General features: G+C 58.2%; 17 protein-coding genes. 14 read left to right on the top strand and 3 right to left on the bottom strand.

Going from position 1 to position 16,539, the window contains the following annotated elements; all coding sequences use genetic code 11:
* The first annotated feature begins 74 nt into the window (after window positions 1–74).
* Genes VGK48_22440 through VGK48_22430 form a run of 3 tightly spaced genes read left to right on the top strand, consistent with a single transcriptional unit; the run spans window position 75 to window position 1,169 of the window.
* Entirely contained in the window at window positions 75–458 is a 384-nt protein-coding gene (locus tag VGK48_22440) for a hypothetical protein (GenBank protein ID HEY2383945.1), read from the top strand.
* 8 nt (window positions 459–466) lie between these two features.
* Entirely contained in the window at window positions 467–787 is a 321-nt protein-coding gene (locus VGK48_22435) for a type II toxin-antitoxin system Phd/YefM family antitoxin (GenBank protein HEY2383944.1), read from the top strand.
* A complete protein-coding gene (locus VGK48_22430) occupies window positions 771–1,169 on the top strand; it encodes a type II toxin-antitoxin system VapC family toxin (GenBank protein HEY2383943.1) in 399 nt (132 codons plus the stop codon). The genes VGK48_22435 and VGK48_22430 overlap by 17 nt, the downstream gene beginning before the upstream one ends.
* Before the next feature lie 251 nt (window positions 1,170–1,420).
* On the opposite strand, the gene VGK48_22425 is transcribed toward VGK48_22430, so the two are convergent.
* A complete protein-coding gene (locus tag VGK48_22425; GenBank protein HEY2383942.1) occupies window positions 1,421–1,912 on the bottom strand; it encodes an EVE domain-containing protein in 492 nt (163 codons plus the stop codon).
* Between the two features lie 107 nt (window positions 1,913–2,019).
* Complete coding sequence (locus VGK48_22420) at window positions 2,020–3,699, bottom strand: TIGR03435 family protein (protein HEY2383941.1); 1,680 nt, start codon at window positions 3,697–3,699, stop codon at window positions 2,020–2,022.
* A 137-nt stretch (window positions 3,700–3,836) separates the two neighbouring features.
* Between VGK48_22420 and VGK48_22415 the strand changes: the two genes are divergently transcribed.
* The 9 genes from VGK48_22415 (at window position 3,837) to VGK48_22375 (ending at window position 13,759) form a co-directional block, all read left to right on the top strand.
* On the top strand, window positions 3,837–4,946 hold the full coding sequence (locus VGK48_22415) for an efflux RND transporter periplasmic adaptor subunit (protein ID HEY2383940.1): 1,110 nt from the start codon (window positions 3,837–3,839) through the stop codon (window positions 4,944–4,946).
* 7 nt (window positions 4,947–4,953) lie between these two features.
* On the top strand, window positions 4,954–6,081 hold the full coding sequence (devC, locus tag VGK48_22410) for an ABC transporter permease DevC (protein ID HEY2383939.1): 1,128 nt from the start codon (window positions 4,954–4,956) through the stop codon (window positions 6,079–6,081).
* A 1-nt stretch (window position 6,082) separates the two neighbouring features.
* Window positions 6,083–7,243 (top strand): ABC transporter permease DevC, encoded by a 1,161-nt coding sequence (gene devC, locus VGK48_22405; protein ID HEY2383938.1) that lies wholly within the window; start codon window positions 6,083–6,085, stop codon window positions 7,241–7,243.
* Window positions 7,240–8,337 (top strand): ATP-binding cassette domain-containing protein, encoded by a 1,098-nt coding sequence (locus tag VGK48_22400; protein ID HEY2383937.1) that lies wholly within the window; start codon window positions 7,240–7,242, stop codon window positions 8,335–8,337. The genes devC (VGK48_22405) and VGK48_22400 overlap by 4 nt, the downstream gene beginning before the upstream one ends.
* A 60-nt stretch (window positions 8,338–8,397) precedes the next feature.
* A complete protein-coding gene (locus VGK48_22395) occupies window positions 8,398–9,786 on the top strand; it encodes a cytochrome P450 (protein ID HEY2383936.1) in 1,389 nt (462 codons plus the stop codon).
* A gap of 15 nt (window positions 9,787–9,801) precedes the next feature.
* Window positions 9,802–10,599 carry an acyl-CoA desaturase gene (locus VGK48_22390; GenBank protein HEY2383935.1) on the top strand — a complete coding sequence of 266 codons (798 nt, stop codon included), beginning with the start codon at window positions 9,802–9,804 and terminating at the stop codon, window positions 10,597–10,599.
* A gap of 12 nt (window positions 10,600–10,611) precedes the next feature.
* A complete protein-coding gene (locus VGK48_22385; GenBank protein HEY2383934.1) occupies window positions 10,612–11,649 on the top strand; it encodes a cupin-like domain-containing protein in 1,038 nt (345 codons plus the stop codon).
* A gap of 14 nt (window positions 11,650–11,663) precedes the next feature.
* A complete protein-coding gene (locus VGK48_22380; GenBank protein HEY2383933.1) occupies window positions 11,664–12,557 on the top strand; it encodes an alpha/beta hydrolase in 894 nt (297 codons plus the stop codon).
* A gap of 167 nt (window positions 12,558–12,724) precedes the next feature.
* Window positions 12,725–13,759, top strand: a complete 1,035-nt coding sequence (locus tag VGK48_22375; protein HEY2383932.1) for an ABC transporter substrate-binding protein — start codon at window positions 12,725–12,727, stop codon at window positions 13,757–13,759.
* A 10-nt stretch (window positions 13,760–13,769) separates the two neighbouring features.
* On the opposite strand, the gene VGK48_22370 is transcribed toward VGK48_22375, so the two are convergent.
* Window positions 13,770–14,780 (bottom strand): protocatechuate 3,4-dioxygenase, encoded by a 1,011-nt coding sequence (locus VGK48_22370; protein ID HEY2383931.1) that lies wholly within the window; start codon window positions 14,778–14,780, stop codon window positions 13,770–13,772.
* A 38-nt stretch (window positions 14,781–14,818) separates the two neighbouring features.
* Here VGK48_22370 and VGK48_22365 point away from each other — a divergent pair, with 38 nt between their 5' ends.
* Complete coding sequence (locus VGK48_22365) at window positions 14,819–15,604, top strand: SDR family oxidoreductase (protein ID HEY2383930.1); 786 nt, start codon at window positions 14,819–14,821, stop codon at window positions 15,602–15,604.
* A 16-nt stretch (window positions 15,605–15,620) separates the two neighbouring features.
* Window positions 15,621–16,331, top strand: coding sequence for a histidine phosphatase family protein (locus VGK48_22360; GenBank protein HEY2383929.1), 711 nt, complete (start codon window positions 15,621–15,623; stop codon window positions 16,329–16,331).
* Window positions 16,332–16,539: the final 208 nt, after the last annotated feature.

Genomic DNA, 16,539 nt, shown 5'->3' with positions numbered 1-16,539 from the left:
CAGCGCGCCGGCGCACCGAACAAGCCCGTAACGATCTGCTCTCCGCAAAGCAGCGCGGCGAGCCTTAGGGCCGGATGCTGGCTTTGTTGAAACGCGGCTATCCCGGCGCGGTCATTGAAACCACCTGGCAGTTTGGCGAGCCGCCAACGCAACAGCCCACACCCGGCGCCGATGAGATCGAAATTCAGAAACGGTTCGGCCCCAACGCGCAGATCCTCTCTGCACCCCGCGGCCAGGACACGAAGTTCTACTTCGCCGATCTGCCTCCCCAGTTACAGAACGTCCTGCGCGTCCAGCTGCGCGCGCCGGGCGACGTCAGCGCCGTGATCGAAACTCCCGCTGCTTTCCTCTGGTATGTGGCGAAAAAGCGGTCAGACTCGGCTCTCAGCGTAGCCGCTCTCGCTCTTCCCAAGCGCAGCTATGACAAATGGCTCGAGGAACAAGCCGCAGGCCGGTAGGTGGCAGAATGCCGCGACCAGCAGATATCGCGCAGGATTTTAGACGAGCGATTCCCCTTGATCCCGGATTGACATGGCCATTTCGTCGTGGCTATATTCATCTCATGCGAACGATTGCCGCAGGTAAGTTTAAAAATACCTGCTTGAAGACGCTCGATGAGGTGGCAAAAACAAAATCATCGGTAGTCATTACGAAGAGGGGACGGCCGATTGCGCGTCTTGTTCCCTATTTGAAGCCTGGCCCCTCAAAATCACTTGCCGGCAGCATCCTGAAAGAGTCCGGCGACCCCTTCAGTACGGGGGAAGAGTGGAATGCCGAGACTTCTTGATACGCATGCCTGGATTTGGTGGGTTACCGAGGACGCCCGGTTATCGCGAAAGGCAAAAGCCGAGATTTCGCGGGCGGTGGAAGACAGGGACCTTCTTCTCTCGATGATATCGATATGGGAATTGGCAAAGAAGGTTGAAAAAGGACAACTCACGCTTGATCGCGACCTCAACGACTGGCTCGATCTGGCCCTGACGCCGGGGTCGCTGCAGCTGGTGGAACTCGACCGGCGAATTCTCGTCGAGAGTTGCCGCTTGCCCAAACCGTTTCATGGCGATCCTGCCGACCAAATCATTGTGTCGACCGCGCGAACTTACACAGCCGTCTTGATAACGAAGGATCGAAGGATTCGAAACTATTCGCAGGTTCACACTCTCTGGTAGGAGGAAATTAGCCGCCCAGGTCGCATTTGATTGAACTACTGCAAACCTGCGACCTCGGTTGCAAAGATCAGGGCAAACGCACGGCGCGCGCGGCGCGATCGGGAATGGCGGTGCGGCGCAAATAGTCTCAAGGTAGAGATTATTAATGTTGGAGATGTCCTCCGGAATCTGTCAAATTGCCGGGTCCGCAAAACCGATTCAGCGATCAGTCTTTGAACCAAGACGGTGAGTTGCCGACGGACGAATCGAGCCTACTTCCTCGCCTTAGCGCGTTTGCGCCGCTCAAGAGAGTGAATGAATTTCCAGTGGGCTTCGCTGACCGGCGTCACCGAGAGCCGGTTGCCGGGCCGAAGCAACATCATCCCCTCGAGCTCCTTCGATGCATGCTCACGCAACTCCTTGAGAGAGATGATCCGAGCGAGTCGTTTCGTTAGCTGCACGTCGACCATGAACCACCGCGGACTGGCGGGATCGGACTTCGGGTCGTAATGATGATGCCGGCGGTCAAAGGCCGTCGGATCGGGATAACCTTCCTCCACAATTTCGACGATCGCAACGATGCCTGGGACTTCGCAGTTGGAGTAGTAAAGAAAAGCGGCGTCTCCGGGCTTCATCTGATCCCGCAGCATGTTCCGCGCTTGATAATTGCGAACCCCATCCCATGCCGTGGTCTTGTTCGGCGCACGCTCCAGGTCTTCGACGCTGAAGGCGCCCGGCTCCGTTTTCATCAGCCAGTAAGACATGCGCGCTATTCTGCCATCATTTGTCGTCTTTATCGTCATCATTGCCCCGCTCGCCGCCGCTCAGTCGGGCGGTGCGAATTCAGGTTTTCTCGTGAGCACGACAGCGTTCAATTCTCCGTCGGCTTTTCCTCGATGTGGTCAATAACCAGAATCGGGTACGGATGCTTCTGCATTTCAAGTTTCAACCCGAGTTGCTTATCCACCGCATCGAAGAGAGTGGTCCCACCACCAGGCTCAGCCGCGGCCGGAGCCTCTGGCCCGGCGCCGGGAGGCGCCGCTCCACGCGCCCCCGCGACCTGGTTGAGGATAAATGGCGTGTAGGTGAACGAAAAATCCCAGGCTCCGTCGAGCCCCGTTCCATTTGTCACCGGATAGTGAACGTAGTTTTGAGCGAGGACTTCCAACTGATCCGTAAACTGCGCCATTGTGATGTTCTGGCATGTAACGATTCGGTCCGGCAGCGCGAGGAATCCAAACGGGCTGGAGTTCGAATTTGAATTTGAAGCATTTGCCGTCTTGCAGCCCGTTCGCCGCGTGAGATCCGCCTTTTTGAGTTTCGGTTTTGGCGCCAGCAGGGTGTAGGCATTCACCGGCCGGTCCTCGAAATGGGCTTTCAATTTGAAACGATCGATCAGCATCGCCTTCAACATCGGGCCAAGATCCTGAATGGGCGCATGACCGCTGACCGGCGAGACTTCAGCCGGCGCCTTTGCAACGATGTCGAAGTTGGTGGTTGTGAACCAGTTCGGCACATTAGCGATGTCGTCGACGGCTACCAGGTTGAAGGCATAGAGGATTGCGGTCCTCAGATTAAAGCGAGGCAAATTGACCCGGCCGCCTGGAAAGAAGCCGGCCCTGCCCGCTCCGGCGATGGCTTGTTGAACGTTTGCCGCGGTGAGCGGAATGCTCGGCTTGATATCGACTACCTCGAACTCGACCGGCGGAGGAGGCGGCAGCTTTATGGCGATATCCGCTGCATTGTCTGTTGGCTTTTCGTTCACCTTGTCCACGACGAGGACGGCCGTCGGAATTTTCTGCTCGTCGAGCTTGAGGCCGAGCTGCTTATCGATCGCGGCGGGGAGCGTGACGACATCCGCTGAGGCTCCCAGAAGTTGCAGAATTCCCCCTTGCTGCCACTTGAGATCGAAATCCCAGGCGCCTTTCAATCCAGTCGAATCCACGACGGCGTTCGTTAGGTCTCCAGGCGCCATCCCGCGGAGTTCTTCGGCAAATTTCTCCATCGTGATGTTACGGCAGGAGAAGGAGCGTGTCGGAACGTTGAAAACGCCACCCGTGATCTGAACCGGAGTGGACGTTTGCGCCTGAAGCTTGCACCCCGTTTCGCCCTTCCCATCCGATTCCTTCAGCTTATGCTTGCCCTTGCCCACCGCCAGAACCCAACCCGTGACGGGCTGGATATCCTTATGAACCACCAGCTTGAAGCGGTCCGCCAGAAGGTTCTGAAGCATTAGTTTTAGAGTTTCGGCGTCCGGCATTTTCGCTGCCGTCTTGACGATGACATCGAACCGGTCGTAGTCCAGCCAGGTTGGCCCGCCGACGACTTTATTCGCGTCGAAGGTGTATGCAGTCCGTATCAGTTCCAGCATCGAGGCGTTATCCAGCTCGTACCGGCCGGGCCGATTCGTCGTCCGCATAAAAGATAAAGTGCTCGTTCGAGTACTCGAGTGGATGTCTGCAATTTCAAACGAAGCAGGAGTCTCCGCCGATTGACCAAACGCGGCGATGGCCAGAGTGACAGTCAAGGATAACGATGCGAATGCGCGCATCATCTCTCCGTTCTCGAGGGTTTGCAGCTGTCACTTAGTAGACGCCCCGCGGGCCAAAAGAGTTGAATGCCCGATAGGATTTTTTCGTATTGCCCGTCGTGCTTCGTCTATTCTCCTCCATGTTAGACTTTTTTCACATGAATCCGCCTCTGACAGCATGCGCTCTGCTCCTTTTCGGCCTTGCCGGCGCAGCATGTCAGCCGCAAACCAAACCGTCTGCGAACCCGGACAATCCACCGCGGACGCGCGATATCGTAGCCCTGGGTCGTCTCGAGCCGGAAAACAGAGTAGTTGAAATCGGTGTTGCCGGTGACGAGCGGCTGCAAGAACTGCTGGTGAAACAAGGTCAGTTCGTCAAAGCCGGAGAGGTACTCGCCTACGTCGAAAGCTACAAAACCCGCATGGCAGCGCGGGATCGCGCTGCCAGCCAACTTCGCGATGCCGAGGCGCAATTACGGGCCAATACCGAAGCGGCTCAAGCGCGAATCCATGAAGCTAACGTCCGGCTTCAGCAGCTTAGCGAAGCACCGATGCGCAAAATTGAGGCCCAGCAGGCGAAGCTCCGCGCTCTCCGTGCGGATTTCGCTTTTGCGGCCACCGAACTGGAACGTATTCGCGGTTTGGAACGGTCTGGTGTCGGCACGCGCCAGGAGTCGGAACGGCAGGCATCACAGTTAGACCGCCTGAAGGCCAACATCGAAGCGGAAGAGGCAACGCTAAGCGAGGTGCAGGCAGCGGCGCAGACGGATCGATGGCTGGCTGAAGCTCAATTGGCAACCCGGCGGGCCGAGTTGCAGAGCGTTCAGGCGTCGGGGCAGTTGGAATCGTTAAGGCAAGCGGTGCATGTTTCGGAAGTTGAACTCGAAAAATCCGTTGTCCGCGCCCCCTCCAATGGACAAATTATCGAGATTGCCGCCAGTCCCGGTGAAGCTGTCATGGGCCGCGTCATTTTGAGGATGGGAGATGTCGGCCAAATGTACGTGATGGCGGAGGTGTATGAAACCGATGTCGCCCGGGTCCGAGTGGGTCAGGGCGTGCACGTCACCAGTCCGGCTCTTTCCAAAACACAGAGCGGAGTTGTTGAACGAATAGGTACCAGCGTTTTCAAACGCCAGGTAAGGAGCATAGATCCACAAGAAGACGCCGATGCACGCGTCGTACAAATCCGTGCGCGCTTGGCGGATAGTGAAGAAGCGTCTCGCTTCGTCGGTCTACAGGTCGAGGTCCGAATCGACACGAGTAAATAGGATTCAGATGCGATCGCGCACTCCATTCGCCTGGCGGAATCTGACCCATAGGAAGGTACGCGCTCTTGTCGCATTATCCGGCGTGACTTTTTCGGTCCTCCTCATTTTTATGGAGTTGGGCTTTCATGCGGCCATTCTGAGCTCGGCAACGGCAGTCTACGATGCAACCGACGCCGATATTTTTCTGATCTCACCTCAGTATCAATATCTTGGCCAGACCGGTACCATTCCAAGGACGCGCCTATTCCAGGCCAAAAGCGTCAGCGGAGTCACCGACGCCGTCGCCTTCTATGCGGATACACAACAGTGGCGTAATCCTGTGAGCCGCCTGCGCTACCAGATTTTGCTTCTCGGCTTCGATCCTTCCAAGAATCCGCTGCAGTTGCCGGCGGAATCGATGAAATTGTTGACCGATGGGCGAATCCTCATCGATTCATTATCCCGTCCGCACTTTGGCCCTCAGGATCCAGGCACGACAACGGAGATTGGCGGCTACCGTATCCAGATCTCCGGCCAGTATCGGATCGGGCCCGGCTTCGCCACCGACGGCGCGGCGGTCACGAGCGAGGATACGTTCCTCAGCCTGCATAAAAGCGGGAGTCCGGAACAAGTCAGCCTCGGCCTCGTTCATGTCCGCCCGGCTGCAGGCGTGGCAGCCGCTGCTGCTGCACTGCGCACAATTATTCCAACAGATACACGCGTGCTGACCCGTGCGGAGATGATGGCTCAGGAAGATGATTTCTGGGCCAGGGAGACTTCCATAGGTCCGGTCTTTGCCTTGGGCGCGGGCCTCGGGCTTGTGGTCGGAGTCGTGATTCTCTATCAGGTCATGGCGACGGACATTGCTAATCGGATGCGGGAGTACGCCACCCTGCTCGCACTCGGCTACGATCACGCAACGCTGAAATGGATCGTTTTTGAAGAAGTATCGATTTTCGCAGTCGTAGGATTCGGCTTCGGTTGGATCCTTTCGGTGGCCCTCTACAAGGCGGTTCGTGATAACACAGGCCTCCCAATGACGATGCCGGTATCTCGTGCGGCGTTGATTCTGATCCTTACCGTTTTCATGTGCTGGTCGGCCGGACTGCTCGCCATGCGCAAGCTGCGCCAGGCAGACCCTGCCGTACTGTACTGAAATGTTTTCCCGCCGCGTTCCTTTAGCCTGGCGCAGTATCACTCATGATAAGAAACGAATGATTCTGGCCATTGCGGGGATCATGTTCTCATCCGTTCTGATGTTTATGCAGATGGGATTCCTGAATGCCGTGGTCGATGGTCAGATCAAGCTGGTTCGCTGGTTCAATGCCGATCTGATCATCACCAACAGTTCGAAGCATCACCTGGGTATTCATGAGTCATTTCCTTACAGGCGGCTCGAACAGGCGCTTTCCGTGAATGGCGTGACGGCTGCGCTTCCGGTTTACGTAGAGTCGCAATTGTCGTTTTGGAGAAATCCACAAACCCACCAGTCGCGGATTATCCGTGTCGTGGGTCTTCCGATTCAGGACTCTGCCTTTTTGCCGCAATTCATGGTAGTGCCGGCGGATTTGCAGGAACCCGAGTCGGCCTGGGCGGACCGCCGCTCGCGACGGTTCTTCGGTCCTTTGACAATTGGTGTGCAGACGGAACTCGCCGGACGGCGGGTCCATATAGCCGGGACGTTTTCTTTAGGGACCGACTTCGAGTCCGATGGCACGCTGATGATGAGTGAGACCAATTTTTTCAAGTACTTTCCCGAACGACGAACCATAGGCCCGGCGACGGGCAGGGTCGAATTCGGGCTGCTCCGCGTGGCCCCGGGCGAGCCGGTTGCCGAGGTGCGGAAAGCACTGCAGGAGACCTTGCCTCCCGATGTGCGCATCTGGACAAAACCCGAGCTGATCGACCAGGAATCCCGCTTCTGGCTGTCCTATACACCAATCGGTTTCATTTTCAAATTGGGTCTGATGATTGGCTTTATTGTCGGCGTCGTCATCTGCAGTCAGATTCTGTATACGAGCGTGGTGGATCGAATGCCCCTGTTTGGCACATTGAAGGCGATCGGTTATCCGAACACGTATCTGATTCGCCTGGTGACCCACGAGGCACTCCTCCTGTCGTTGCTCGCATTCATTCCGAGTGTATTCGTTGCGTGGGGGCTCTATTACCTGCTTGTCACGACTATTAACTTCGAAATGGTGCTTACTTTCCCGCGGATACTGGTTGTTTTGGCCTTCACAGCCGGGATGTCGATAGTGGCGGCGTTGGTCGCGATTCATAAAGCGCTCACCGCCGACCCTGCCGAGGTATTCAAATGAGCGGCGAATCGCCGATTCTTCACGTCGACGGGCTGTCGCACTATTTCGGAGAGGGCGGCGCGCGGCGCAGAGTGCTTTTCGATAATCGCTTGAAACTCGATGCAGGCGAGATTGCCATTCTCACCGGCCCCTCGGGTTCCGGAAAAACGACCTTACTCACGCTTGCCGGTGCTCTGCGGTCGATCCAGGAAGGCAGCATTCGGGTTTTTGGCCACGAATTAAACGGTTTGGCTGCGGCCGCCAGGGTTCGGGTACGGCGCGAAATCGGTTTCATATTCCAGTTGCACAACCTCTTTGAATCGCTCACTGCATTTGAAAACGTGATGATGGCACTGGAACTAAAGCCCTCAGGACGGCCGGAAATGCGGCGGCAGGCCGGGGAAATGCTGGAGCGGCTCGGCCTGGGAAAACGCATTGACGCAAAACCGGAAGCCATGTCGGGCGGCCAGCGTCAGCGCGTATCGATAGCTCGGGCATTGATCAATCGGCCGCGTCTGATCCTGGCGGACGAACCGACCGCAGCCCTCGACAAGGACTCGGGCCGGGAGGTCATCCAGCTACTCCAGGAACTTGCGCGGCAGCGTGGCTGCGCTATTCTAATTGTCACACACGATAACCGCATCCTTGATGCTGCCGACCGTATTATCAATATGGTGGATGGCCGTATTTTCTCGGACGTTCAAGTCGCCGAATCGGTCAGAATCTGCGAGTTCCTGACGAAGTGCCGGGTCTTCTCCTCGCTTAGTGCAACCGGCCTTTCAGATATTGCCGATAAAGTGTTACACGAATGGACTCCTTCCGGCGCCCCCATCGTCCGTCAAGGCGATCAAGGCGATAAGTTCTACATCATTCGCTCAGGATCCGCCGCCGTCTATCGTGAGGAGGGCGGCCAGAAAGTTCTGGTGGCCACCTTAGGCGAAGGGGAATTTTTCGGTGAAGCGGCTCTGGTTACCGGCGAGCCCCGTAACGCAACGGTGATGGCTACCACCGATACCGAACTCTATACCCTGGGTAAAGAGGATTTTCACATCGCGATTGAAGCCAGCCCAACCTTTAAGGAACAGTTGCTGCGAATTCTTTTCCAACGGCAATAGTTTCCCCCGTATGAGTTTTCCGGTCCACAGGGTATAGTGCGAAGGCCGAATCCCATTTGTATGAGTGCAAGTACTTGTGTAATTTCACAGAACCCGTCCGTGTCATGGCTGAGCGGCTGCGCCTTCGCTCTGGGGAGCAGTGCGCTCGAATTCTATTCGGACTGCGAACGCCGGGCAGGAGTGGTGAAAACGCACGTCTGGCGGCTGCCGGTCTATGTCGTGACGGAGCCATCGCTGATCGAGGATGTGCTGGTGCGGAAACACCGCTGCTTCATGAAATCCGCGGGACTGCGCGCAACCCAGCGCGGTTTCGGCCGGGGGTTGCTGACAGCGGACGGCCCGCTGTGGCGCCAACAGCGGCGCATCATGCAGCCCGCGTTTCAGGCACAGCGCGTCGATCAATACAAGAGCAGTATGCAGCGCGCTACCGCACGGCTGCTCGCGGGGTTCATAGATGGAGGCGAACGCAACATTCACTGCGACATGACGGACCTCTGTTTCGAAGCTCTGGCCTCAAGCCTGTTCGGAGAAGACATGATGGGCGAACGCCGGCTCGTGGCGCAGGCGGCCGAGGCGCTGCATGCGTTTCACGATCACTACTCGGAATGGATCGGCTCATTTGGCGGTCTGTTTTTCACGGCTTTTCGCACCGTCGCGACATGGTTGGGACGCCCCGATTTTGTCATCGATCCCTGCATCCTGCCGACCGGGTACGCAAAACGTTTTCGTGATGCCGTCGCTCTACTGGATCAGGCGGTAAACAAAATCATCAAGCGAAAACGCCAGGAGCCGTTGCAACCTGATCTGCTGGGATTATTGCTCGCGGCTCGCGATGAGTCGGGACACCCTCTGAGCGACCGCCAGATCCGGGACGAAGTCGTAACGATGTTTTTCGCCGGACACGAAACGGGCGCAGCCGTCCTCACCTGGACGTTCTATCTGCTGGCCCGACATCCGGAAATCACCGAGAGGCTGCGGCATCACATTCAGGACGGCAGCGAAAGCGGCATGATCGAGCAGGTCCTGCGCGAAGCCATGCGGCTCTATCCGCCGGCATACCGCATCAGCCGGACTGTCGTGGAGACCTGTCACTTGGGCGCCACCAAGGTAACCGCCGGCGCCGAGCTTGTGATTCCGCAATGGGCGGTTCATCGCTCGCCGCGTTACTATGACGAGCCGGAACAGTTTCGCCCGGAGCGCTGGAGCCCCGATTTTATCTCGCGTTTGCCGCACTTTGCTTATTTCCCGTTTGGCGGCGGACCAAGGACCTGCATCGGCAATACTTTCGGAATGGTGGAAAGCAGATTCGTCGTTTCCCGCATCCTGCAGGAGTTTAACTTTGCGCCGCCGCAGATGACGCCCGGCCTCCACCTCGGGGTGACCTTGCTGCCGGAGGACAATACGTTGATGTTAAAGCTGGTGCGGCGGCGATCCGCCAACACGAACTGAGGTCTCGCCGCAACCGTGCCGATATTCATTTTCCTCACCATCCACTGGTTCCTCAGCCTGTTTTCACAAACCTTTTTCCTGCACCGCTACGGCGCGCACCGGATGTTTACGCTCTCGCGTCCCGCCGAGCGAGTGTTTTACTTGCTGACATTTCTTAGCCAGGGCGCGTCGTTTCTGGTGCCACGAGCTTACGCAATTCTGCATCGGATGCATCATGCCTACAGCGATACCCAACGCGATCCCCATTCACCGCATTTTTTCACAAATCCGGCGCGGATGATGTGGCAGACGAAGTGGACATATGCCGGCCTGGTCCAACGGAAAATCGAGCCGGCCGTCGAATTTACGGGCGATGTGCCGGAATGGGAAGCGCTGGACCGTTTTGGCGATTCCATGTACACGCGGGTCTCGTGGGGAGTTCTTTACTTCTGGTTTTACTGGCAGTTCGCGACATCCTTGTGGATGTTTGCTTTGTTGCCGCTGCACTTCCTGATCGGCGTGGTCCATGGCGCGATCGTCAATTGGTGCGGTCATTGCTATGGATACCGGAACTTTGCATTGCGCGACCGGTCACGCAACACGCTTCCCGTCGATTTGCTGATGATGGGTGAACTCTATCAGAATAACCATCATCGCTATCCGATGCGGCCGCATTTCGCGGTACGCTGGTTTGAATTCGATCCGGCATACCCGCTCATCTGGCTGCTGAAACAACTCCGGATCCTGCGATTTCGAACCTCCGGCGTGGAACAAAGGCGCTCTATTGACGACGTCCTGGCAACAAACCCTGGCGACGAACCCGGATTCCTGTGAGCATCACATAAAATGGCAGAGGTTTTCATGCTCGGCGAATCGACGTTCAGACGTATCGACAAAGCCCTCTTCAACGCCCTCTGGATGGGCGAGCACTGCCTCGGCCGAACCGCGGTCGGCCCGCTGCGAAAACGGCTCGCCGACCGGATGCTCACACGTGTCCAGGGCCGGCCCACGGGGAAGCTCGTTTCGGTCGACAAGGTCCGGAACCTGAGCGCGGAGGACTTCAAGTCACGCTATAGCGACCGGTCGATACCGGTCGTCTTCGAGGGTGCGGCCCTCGATTGGCCGTGCACGTCGAAGTGGACGCCCGACTTCATCGCCGATCAGTACGGTGACGATGAGGCGCTCCTCGGCGAACGAAAGCCGGGCAAGGAGTTCGGCCACGAGGTCCAGATGACGACCCTTCGTGAGGTCGTCCGCAGCCTCCAGGCTGGGGGGAAGAAATACGCCCGCTTTCATCCGCTGCTGAAGAAGCACCCTGAGCTCGTCGACGACTTCGACGTCAGGTTCCTCTCGAGCCTCAAGTCGAAGATCGGGGGCCACCTCACCTTCAACATGTTCCTCGGCGGCAAAAACACAAAGACGAGCCTGCACGCCGCCGGGGCGGAGAACCTCTTCGTTGAGGTCCACGGCCGGAAGCACTGGCGGATCTACCCGACGTCGCTGAACCCGGCGATCAATGCCTCCGTCATCCGGACGCCATATTTCATGACCGATCTCGATCCGGACAAGCCGGACGAAAACCGCTACGCGATGTTCCCCTTCGTCGACGGCTTCGAAGTCACGCTCGAGCCGGGCGACATCCTCTACAACCCGTCGTTCTTCTGGCACCAGGTGGAGAACCTGAGCGACGCGATTGGCGTCGGCGTCCGCTGGATCTCGCTCGACGCGATGCTCCGGGCGTCGCCGACGATGACGCTCCTGACGATGCTCTCGACCAGCCCGCCGATCTGGGAAGCGAGCAAGTACGACGGCGACTTCATCCGCGTCTTCGCCGCGGACAAGCGCTCGAAGGCCGTCCGCCGGCTCTCACTCAATGCCGACTAAAGACCGGTGCTTCGATGAAAACGCCTCTCGAGAAAATTCTTTTTGAGAACGGCCGTGTGGTATTGCATGCCATGGCGGCAGGACCAAAGGATGGACCGGTCGCCGTGCTTCTCCATGGTTTCCCCGAGTTCTGGTATGGCTGGTATAAAGAAATCGAACCGCTGGCAGAGGCTGGCTTTCGCGTCATCGTGCCGGATCAGCGCGGATACAATTTGAGCAGCAAGCCCCGAGGCGTGGCTTCATACGCGCTGAGCGAGCTCGTTGCGGACGTGATCGCGATTGCCGATCAGTTGGAACAGAAGAGAATTTTTCTTGCGGGTCACGATTGGGGCGGCGCTGTCGCCTGGAGCACAGCCGTCTTCCATCCTGAGCGCATTGCAAAGCTCGCCATCGTCAATGTGCCGCATCCCTCGGTTATGCGCCGTTTTCTGAGTACGCGGGCGCGGCAGATGATGCGAAGCTGGTTCATATTTTTCTTTCAAATTCCCTGGTTGCCGGAACGATTGTTGCCGGCATTTGATTTTTACGCTGGCAGGCGCGCGCTGCTTCGCTCGAGCCGTCCTGGCACGTTCTCTGCCGACGATCTTGCGCAATACCGCGCGGCTTGGTCGCAGCCCGGCGCCCCCACCGCCATGATCAACTGGTATCGCGCCGCCGTGCGCTACCGGACGGGCTTTGCCGACCGCACCGTGCGTGTGCCCACGCGCATCCTGTGGGGAGAACGCGACAATTTCCTGCTGTTGGAAATGGCCCGTGAAAGCCTGGGTTATTGCACTCATGCCGAATTCTTCCCCTTCCCCGATGCCACTCACTGGCTTGGACACGAGGAGCCGGCAAAGGTGTCCGAGCTCCTGATAGAGTTTTTCCAATTGGAGACGGCCGGCGAAACCGCCATAGAGGGGGATTAGCCACAAAGGCACAAAAGCGCAACAGAGAACGCGCGGTTCAGGAATCAGGCCACTCAACAGCCGCAGATTTTCGAGCCCCTTGAGGTAGTCTTCGTTTTCCAAAGGGTGTTCGAAATATTGACGACATGCCGCTCATTTCGCATATTCTTTGGCGACAGGAGTCCCGCATGAGAATGTTTATCGCCGCGCTGGTCTTGAGTGTTTCAACCCTGGTGTCTTTGCCGCAGCAGCCACTGACGCCGATCACGATCAACTATCCCACACGCACCGGGCAGGTCTGGCCGCTATACATTGCGAAAGAAGGCGGCTACTACGCCAAGTATGGTTACGACGTGAAACTGGCCTTCGGTGTGCATCCGGCGGGCATCGCGATGATCGTCAGCGGTGAAGCGGCGATGACTCCGTACACTCTCGAACAGGCCATGCAGGCGAGTTCGAAGGATGCATCCCTCGTCATGGTCGGCAGTCCCTTCAAGAAAAGCCTTTTCGCGCTGATGGCGAACAAGACCATCACCAGCATGAAGGATCTGAAAGGCAAACGACTCGGTGTGAGCCAGATCGGCGACGCGCCCTACAACTACACGATCGGCCTTCTGGCCAAAGCCGGCCTGACGCAGCGCGATGTGCAATGGCTCAGCGTCGGCACCGACGTTACCGGCCGCGCGGCCGCGCTTGTGGCAAATCGTGTCGATGCGACGATGATCACCGCGCCGGTTTATTTCAAGCTGGAACAGGAAGGTTATAAGAGCCTCGCCAATATCAGCGACTACGATGACATCTATGCGCCCTCGGTTTATCTCTTCAAGAAGAGCCTCGTGGCTTCCAACCCGAAGCTGCCCGAAGCGCTGATCAAAGCGCACGCGGAGGCCATCAAACGCTTCTATGATGACAAGGCCTTCGCCGTGAAGGCGTATCTCGCCTGGGACAAGCAGGACCCGGCAGACATGGAGCGCGTCTACGACCATTACTCGCAAATCAACACGTACGAACGGGTCCCGTACATCCTGACGGCCGCGGTGCAATACATTCTCGATCATCCCTCGGACGCTCAGGTCGGGGCACAGATGAAAGCATTCAACTTTCGCTCCGTCATCGACAACAGCATCGTCGCGCGTCTCGTGAAGGAAGGCTTCTTCGAACAGCTATACGGCCCCGGGATCAAGGCCGAAGAAGACCGGAAGGCCAAACTTGCTTTCCATTGAAAATTGCCAATCAACTCCAGGACGCGAAACCCATCGCATTGCCGGTGCCGGCGTCCGACCGATAACACGGCACATAGTCCACGACATCCATCTTCAAGCGTGTCTCGGCCATAATGCCGGCCACCGTTATCCAGTTTTTAATTTCCGAGGTGCCGGCCTGCCACATTGACTCGGGAATTTGCGCCAGTGCGGCGGCATCTGCGCGCTTCAGCGCCTCGAGCACCATGTGGTCGAACGGCTCATCCAGCACCCAATGCGTCAAACCGCCCGAGGCGATCACCGCAACGGTCTTCTGTGGCGCCCATGACGAGATGGCTCGGGCAATCGCCCGCCCGAAGTTGAAGCATCGCAGGGCCGGCGGCTGGTTCGGCGCATAGAACGTGTTCACGAAAACCGGTACATGGGGCACGACCTTGTCCCGCATGATGCGGCGGTAAACAAAACCCCAGGCGTGCGGTACGGCATTCGAGCCGATTTCTCCGGTCGTCAGCCTGGTGAGCTGAGCGACGTCGAAGCCTTCCTGCATCGAGCTTTCGATGATGTGCCGTCCGAGCTCCGGCAGCGTTGGGTACTGCGTGTATTCGGATGGCGTTCGATCGGCTTCGGCAGATGCGATTCCCGGCGGCAGTTTCGCCAGAAACTCCGGCGTGCGTGGAATGCCTTCCACAAAGCCGCCCCAGAAAACCGCGAAGGCCGGCACGTGCTCGCTGGTGAAGACCTCCATCTGATCGTTCCCCACCACGACGGCGGCGTCCGGCCTGGCCTGATCGAAGATATCCGCAAGTTTCAGGATCGCCTGCCGGCATCGCTCATGCCGTTCGCGGCGCACTTCGGGCGTGCATTGCGCCGCCAGATTTTCATTCCGGCGCCGGGCCACCAGATCGTCGAACGTATAGGTCCGGCCTTGATAGAAGTGTTGCGGATTCGTCCGGTCCGCTTTGACGCGTTCCGGCCACAACTCGGGCGCGATCGATAGCATCGGTCCGTGCGAGGTGCCGATTCCGAGAATGATGCGAGCCAAGGTTATCTCCCCTGCGGATTATGCTACATTTCGTGATCATGAAACTTGGACTCGAAAACAAAATTGTGTTCATCACCGGCGGCAGCAAAGGAATCGGCCTCGCTTGCGCGCGCGCTTTTTCAGCCGAAGGCGCGCTGGTATCGATCGCGTCCCGCAGTGAAGGTAATCTGCAACAGGCAAAGAGCGCCCTGGCCAGGGAAGGCCACAAGGTTGTAACTGCCCGCGCCGATTTCTCAAGCCCGAAGGAGACTCTGGCTGCAGTTGCGGAAACCGAAAAGCTCCTCGGTCCGATCGACATCCTTATTAATAGCGCAGGCGCGGCGAAACGCCGGCCCTGGGAAAAGTTGGATTCGGAAGCCTGGCACCAGGGAATGGATTCGAAATACTTCACGTACGTCCATGCGATGGATGCCGTCCGCGCCGGAATGATCGAGCGGCGGCAGGGCTCCATCGTGAATATCATCGGGCTCGGCGGAAAGGCCGCATCGACAATGCACATGTCCGGCGGAGCCGCCAACGCGGCGCTCATGCTGGTCACCGCCGGATGGGCGAACGCGCTCGGCAAATATGGCGTTCGCGTGAACGCGGTCAATCCCGGAAACACGCTGACCGAACGGCTGCAGGAAGCGCTTCGCCTCGACGCGCAAAAACAAGGCATTACCGAAGCGGAAGCGCAGCGCCGCAACGAAGAACGGATTCCGCTCGGACGTCTGGCCAAGCCGGAGGAAGTTGCCAGCGTCGTGCTTTTTCTCGCATCCGAACAGGCAAGCTACGTCACCGGCGCCATCATTCCCATGGATGGCGGACGGTTGGCGTCTATCTGATTCATCGGGGTTTGTCATGTCACAGGAACTGCGGGAAGCGCGTGTGCGCGAAAATCAGCCGGTCGAACTGGTGCTGGTACGGCACGCGGAGCCGGATTGGGATCGAGCCTTCGAAACGGCAAGCGATCCTGGATTAACATCGTTCGGAAACGGGCAGGCGCTGCGAGTTGCCGCGTACCTGAAAGAACGGCCATTGGCTGCACTTTACTGCAGCCCTCTGCAACGAACACGGGAAACCGCCGGCGTCATCGCGAAAGAACAGGACCTTACACCGCAGATCGTTGACGGTCTGGAAGAAATCCGCGTGCCCGTGTTGCAGTACGCCTCGCAGACGGAAGTCGACGCCTACTTCGCCGCGGCCGCCCGCCGGCCGCTAAAGGAGCATTGGGCGGGCTATCCCGGCGGCGAGTCGTTTCACGAATTTCACGGCCGCGTGACCGCCGCCATCGAGTCCGTTCTGGCGCATTACGGCGTCCATCCACAAACGAAAGGCGAATTCACGGTCTGGAGCGCGCCGGCCAGAGCGCACACCCTCCGCATTGGAATCGTCGGGCACGGCGGCACGAATTCCGTACTCCTCACGCATCTGCTCGGCATTCCTTCGGTTCCCTGGGAATGGTTCCGCTTCGAAACGCCGCTCGCCGCCGTCAGCAACATCGCATTACGCGCAATCAGCGGCGATGGATACGTCTGGTCGCTGCAACGGTTCGGCTGGCGGGCGGAGTAGAGAGGACGGCATGGACAGGCCGAAATGTTTCGGCGCTGCTGAACACGGCGTGGCGGGTATTCGTTGAGCCCGAACGCACAGTGAGGTATCGCATGACAATGGACATGACGAGGCGAGCCGCGATCGGCGCCATAACAGGCGGGGTGGCTGCGCTGGCACTGCCGCGAGTCGCGCGCGGTTCGCGCCGCATCTCGCTGGTGGAAGGGCC

The sequence above is a fragment of the Terriglobia bacterium genome (assembly GCA_036496425.1).
Classification (GTDB): Bacteria; Acidobacteriota; Terriglobia; order 20CM-2-55-15; family 20CM-2-55-15; genus 20CM-2-55-15.
This window is presented reverse-complemented; position numbering and strand designations above follow the sequence as displayed.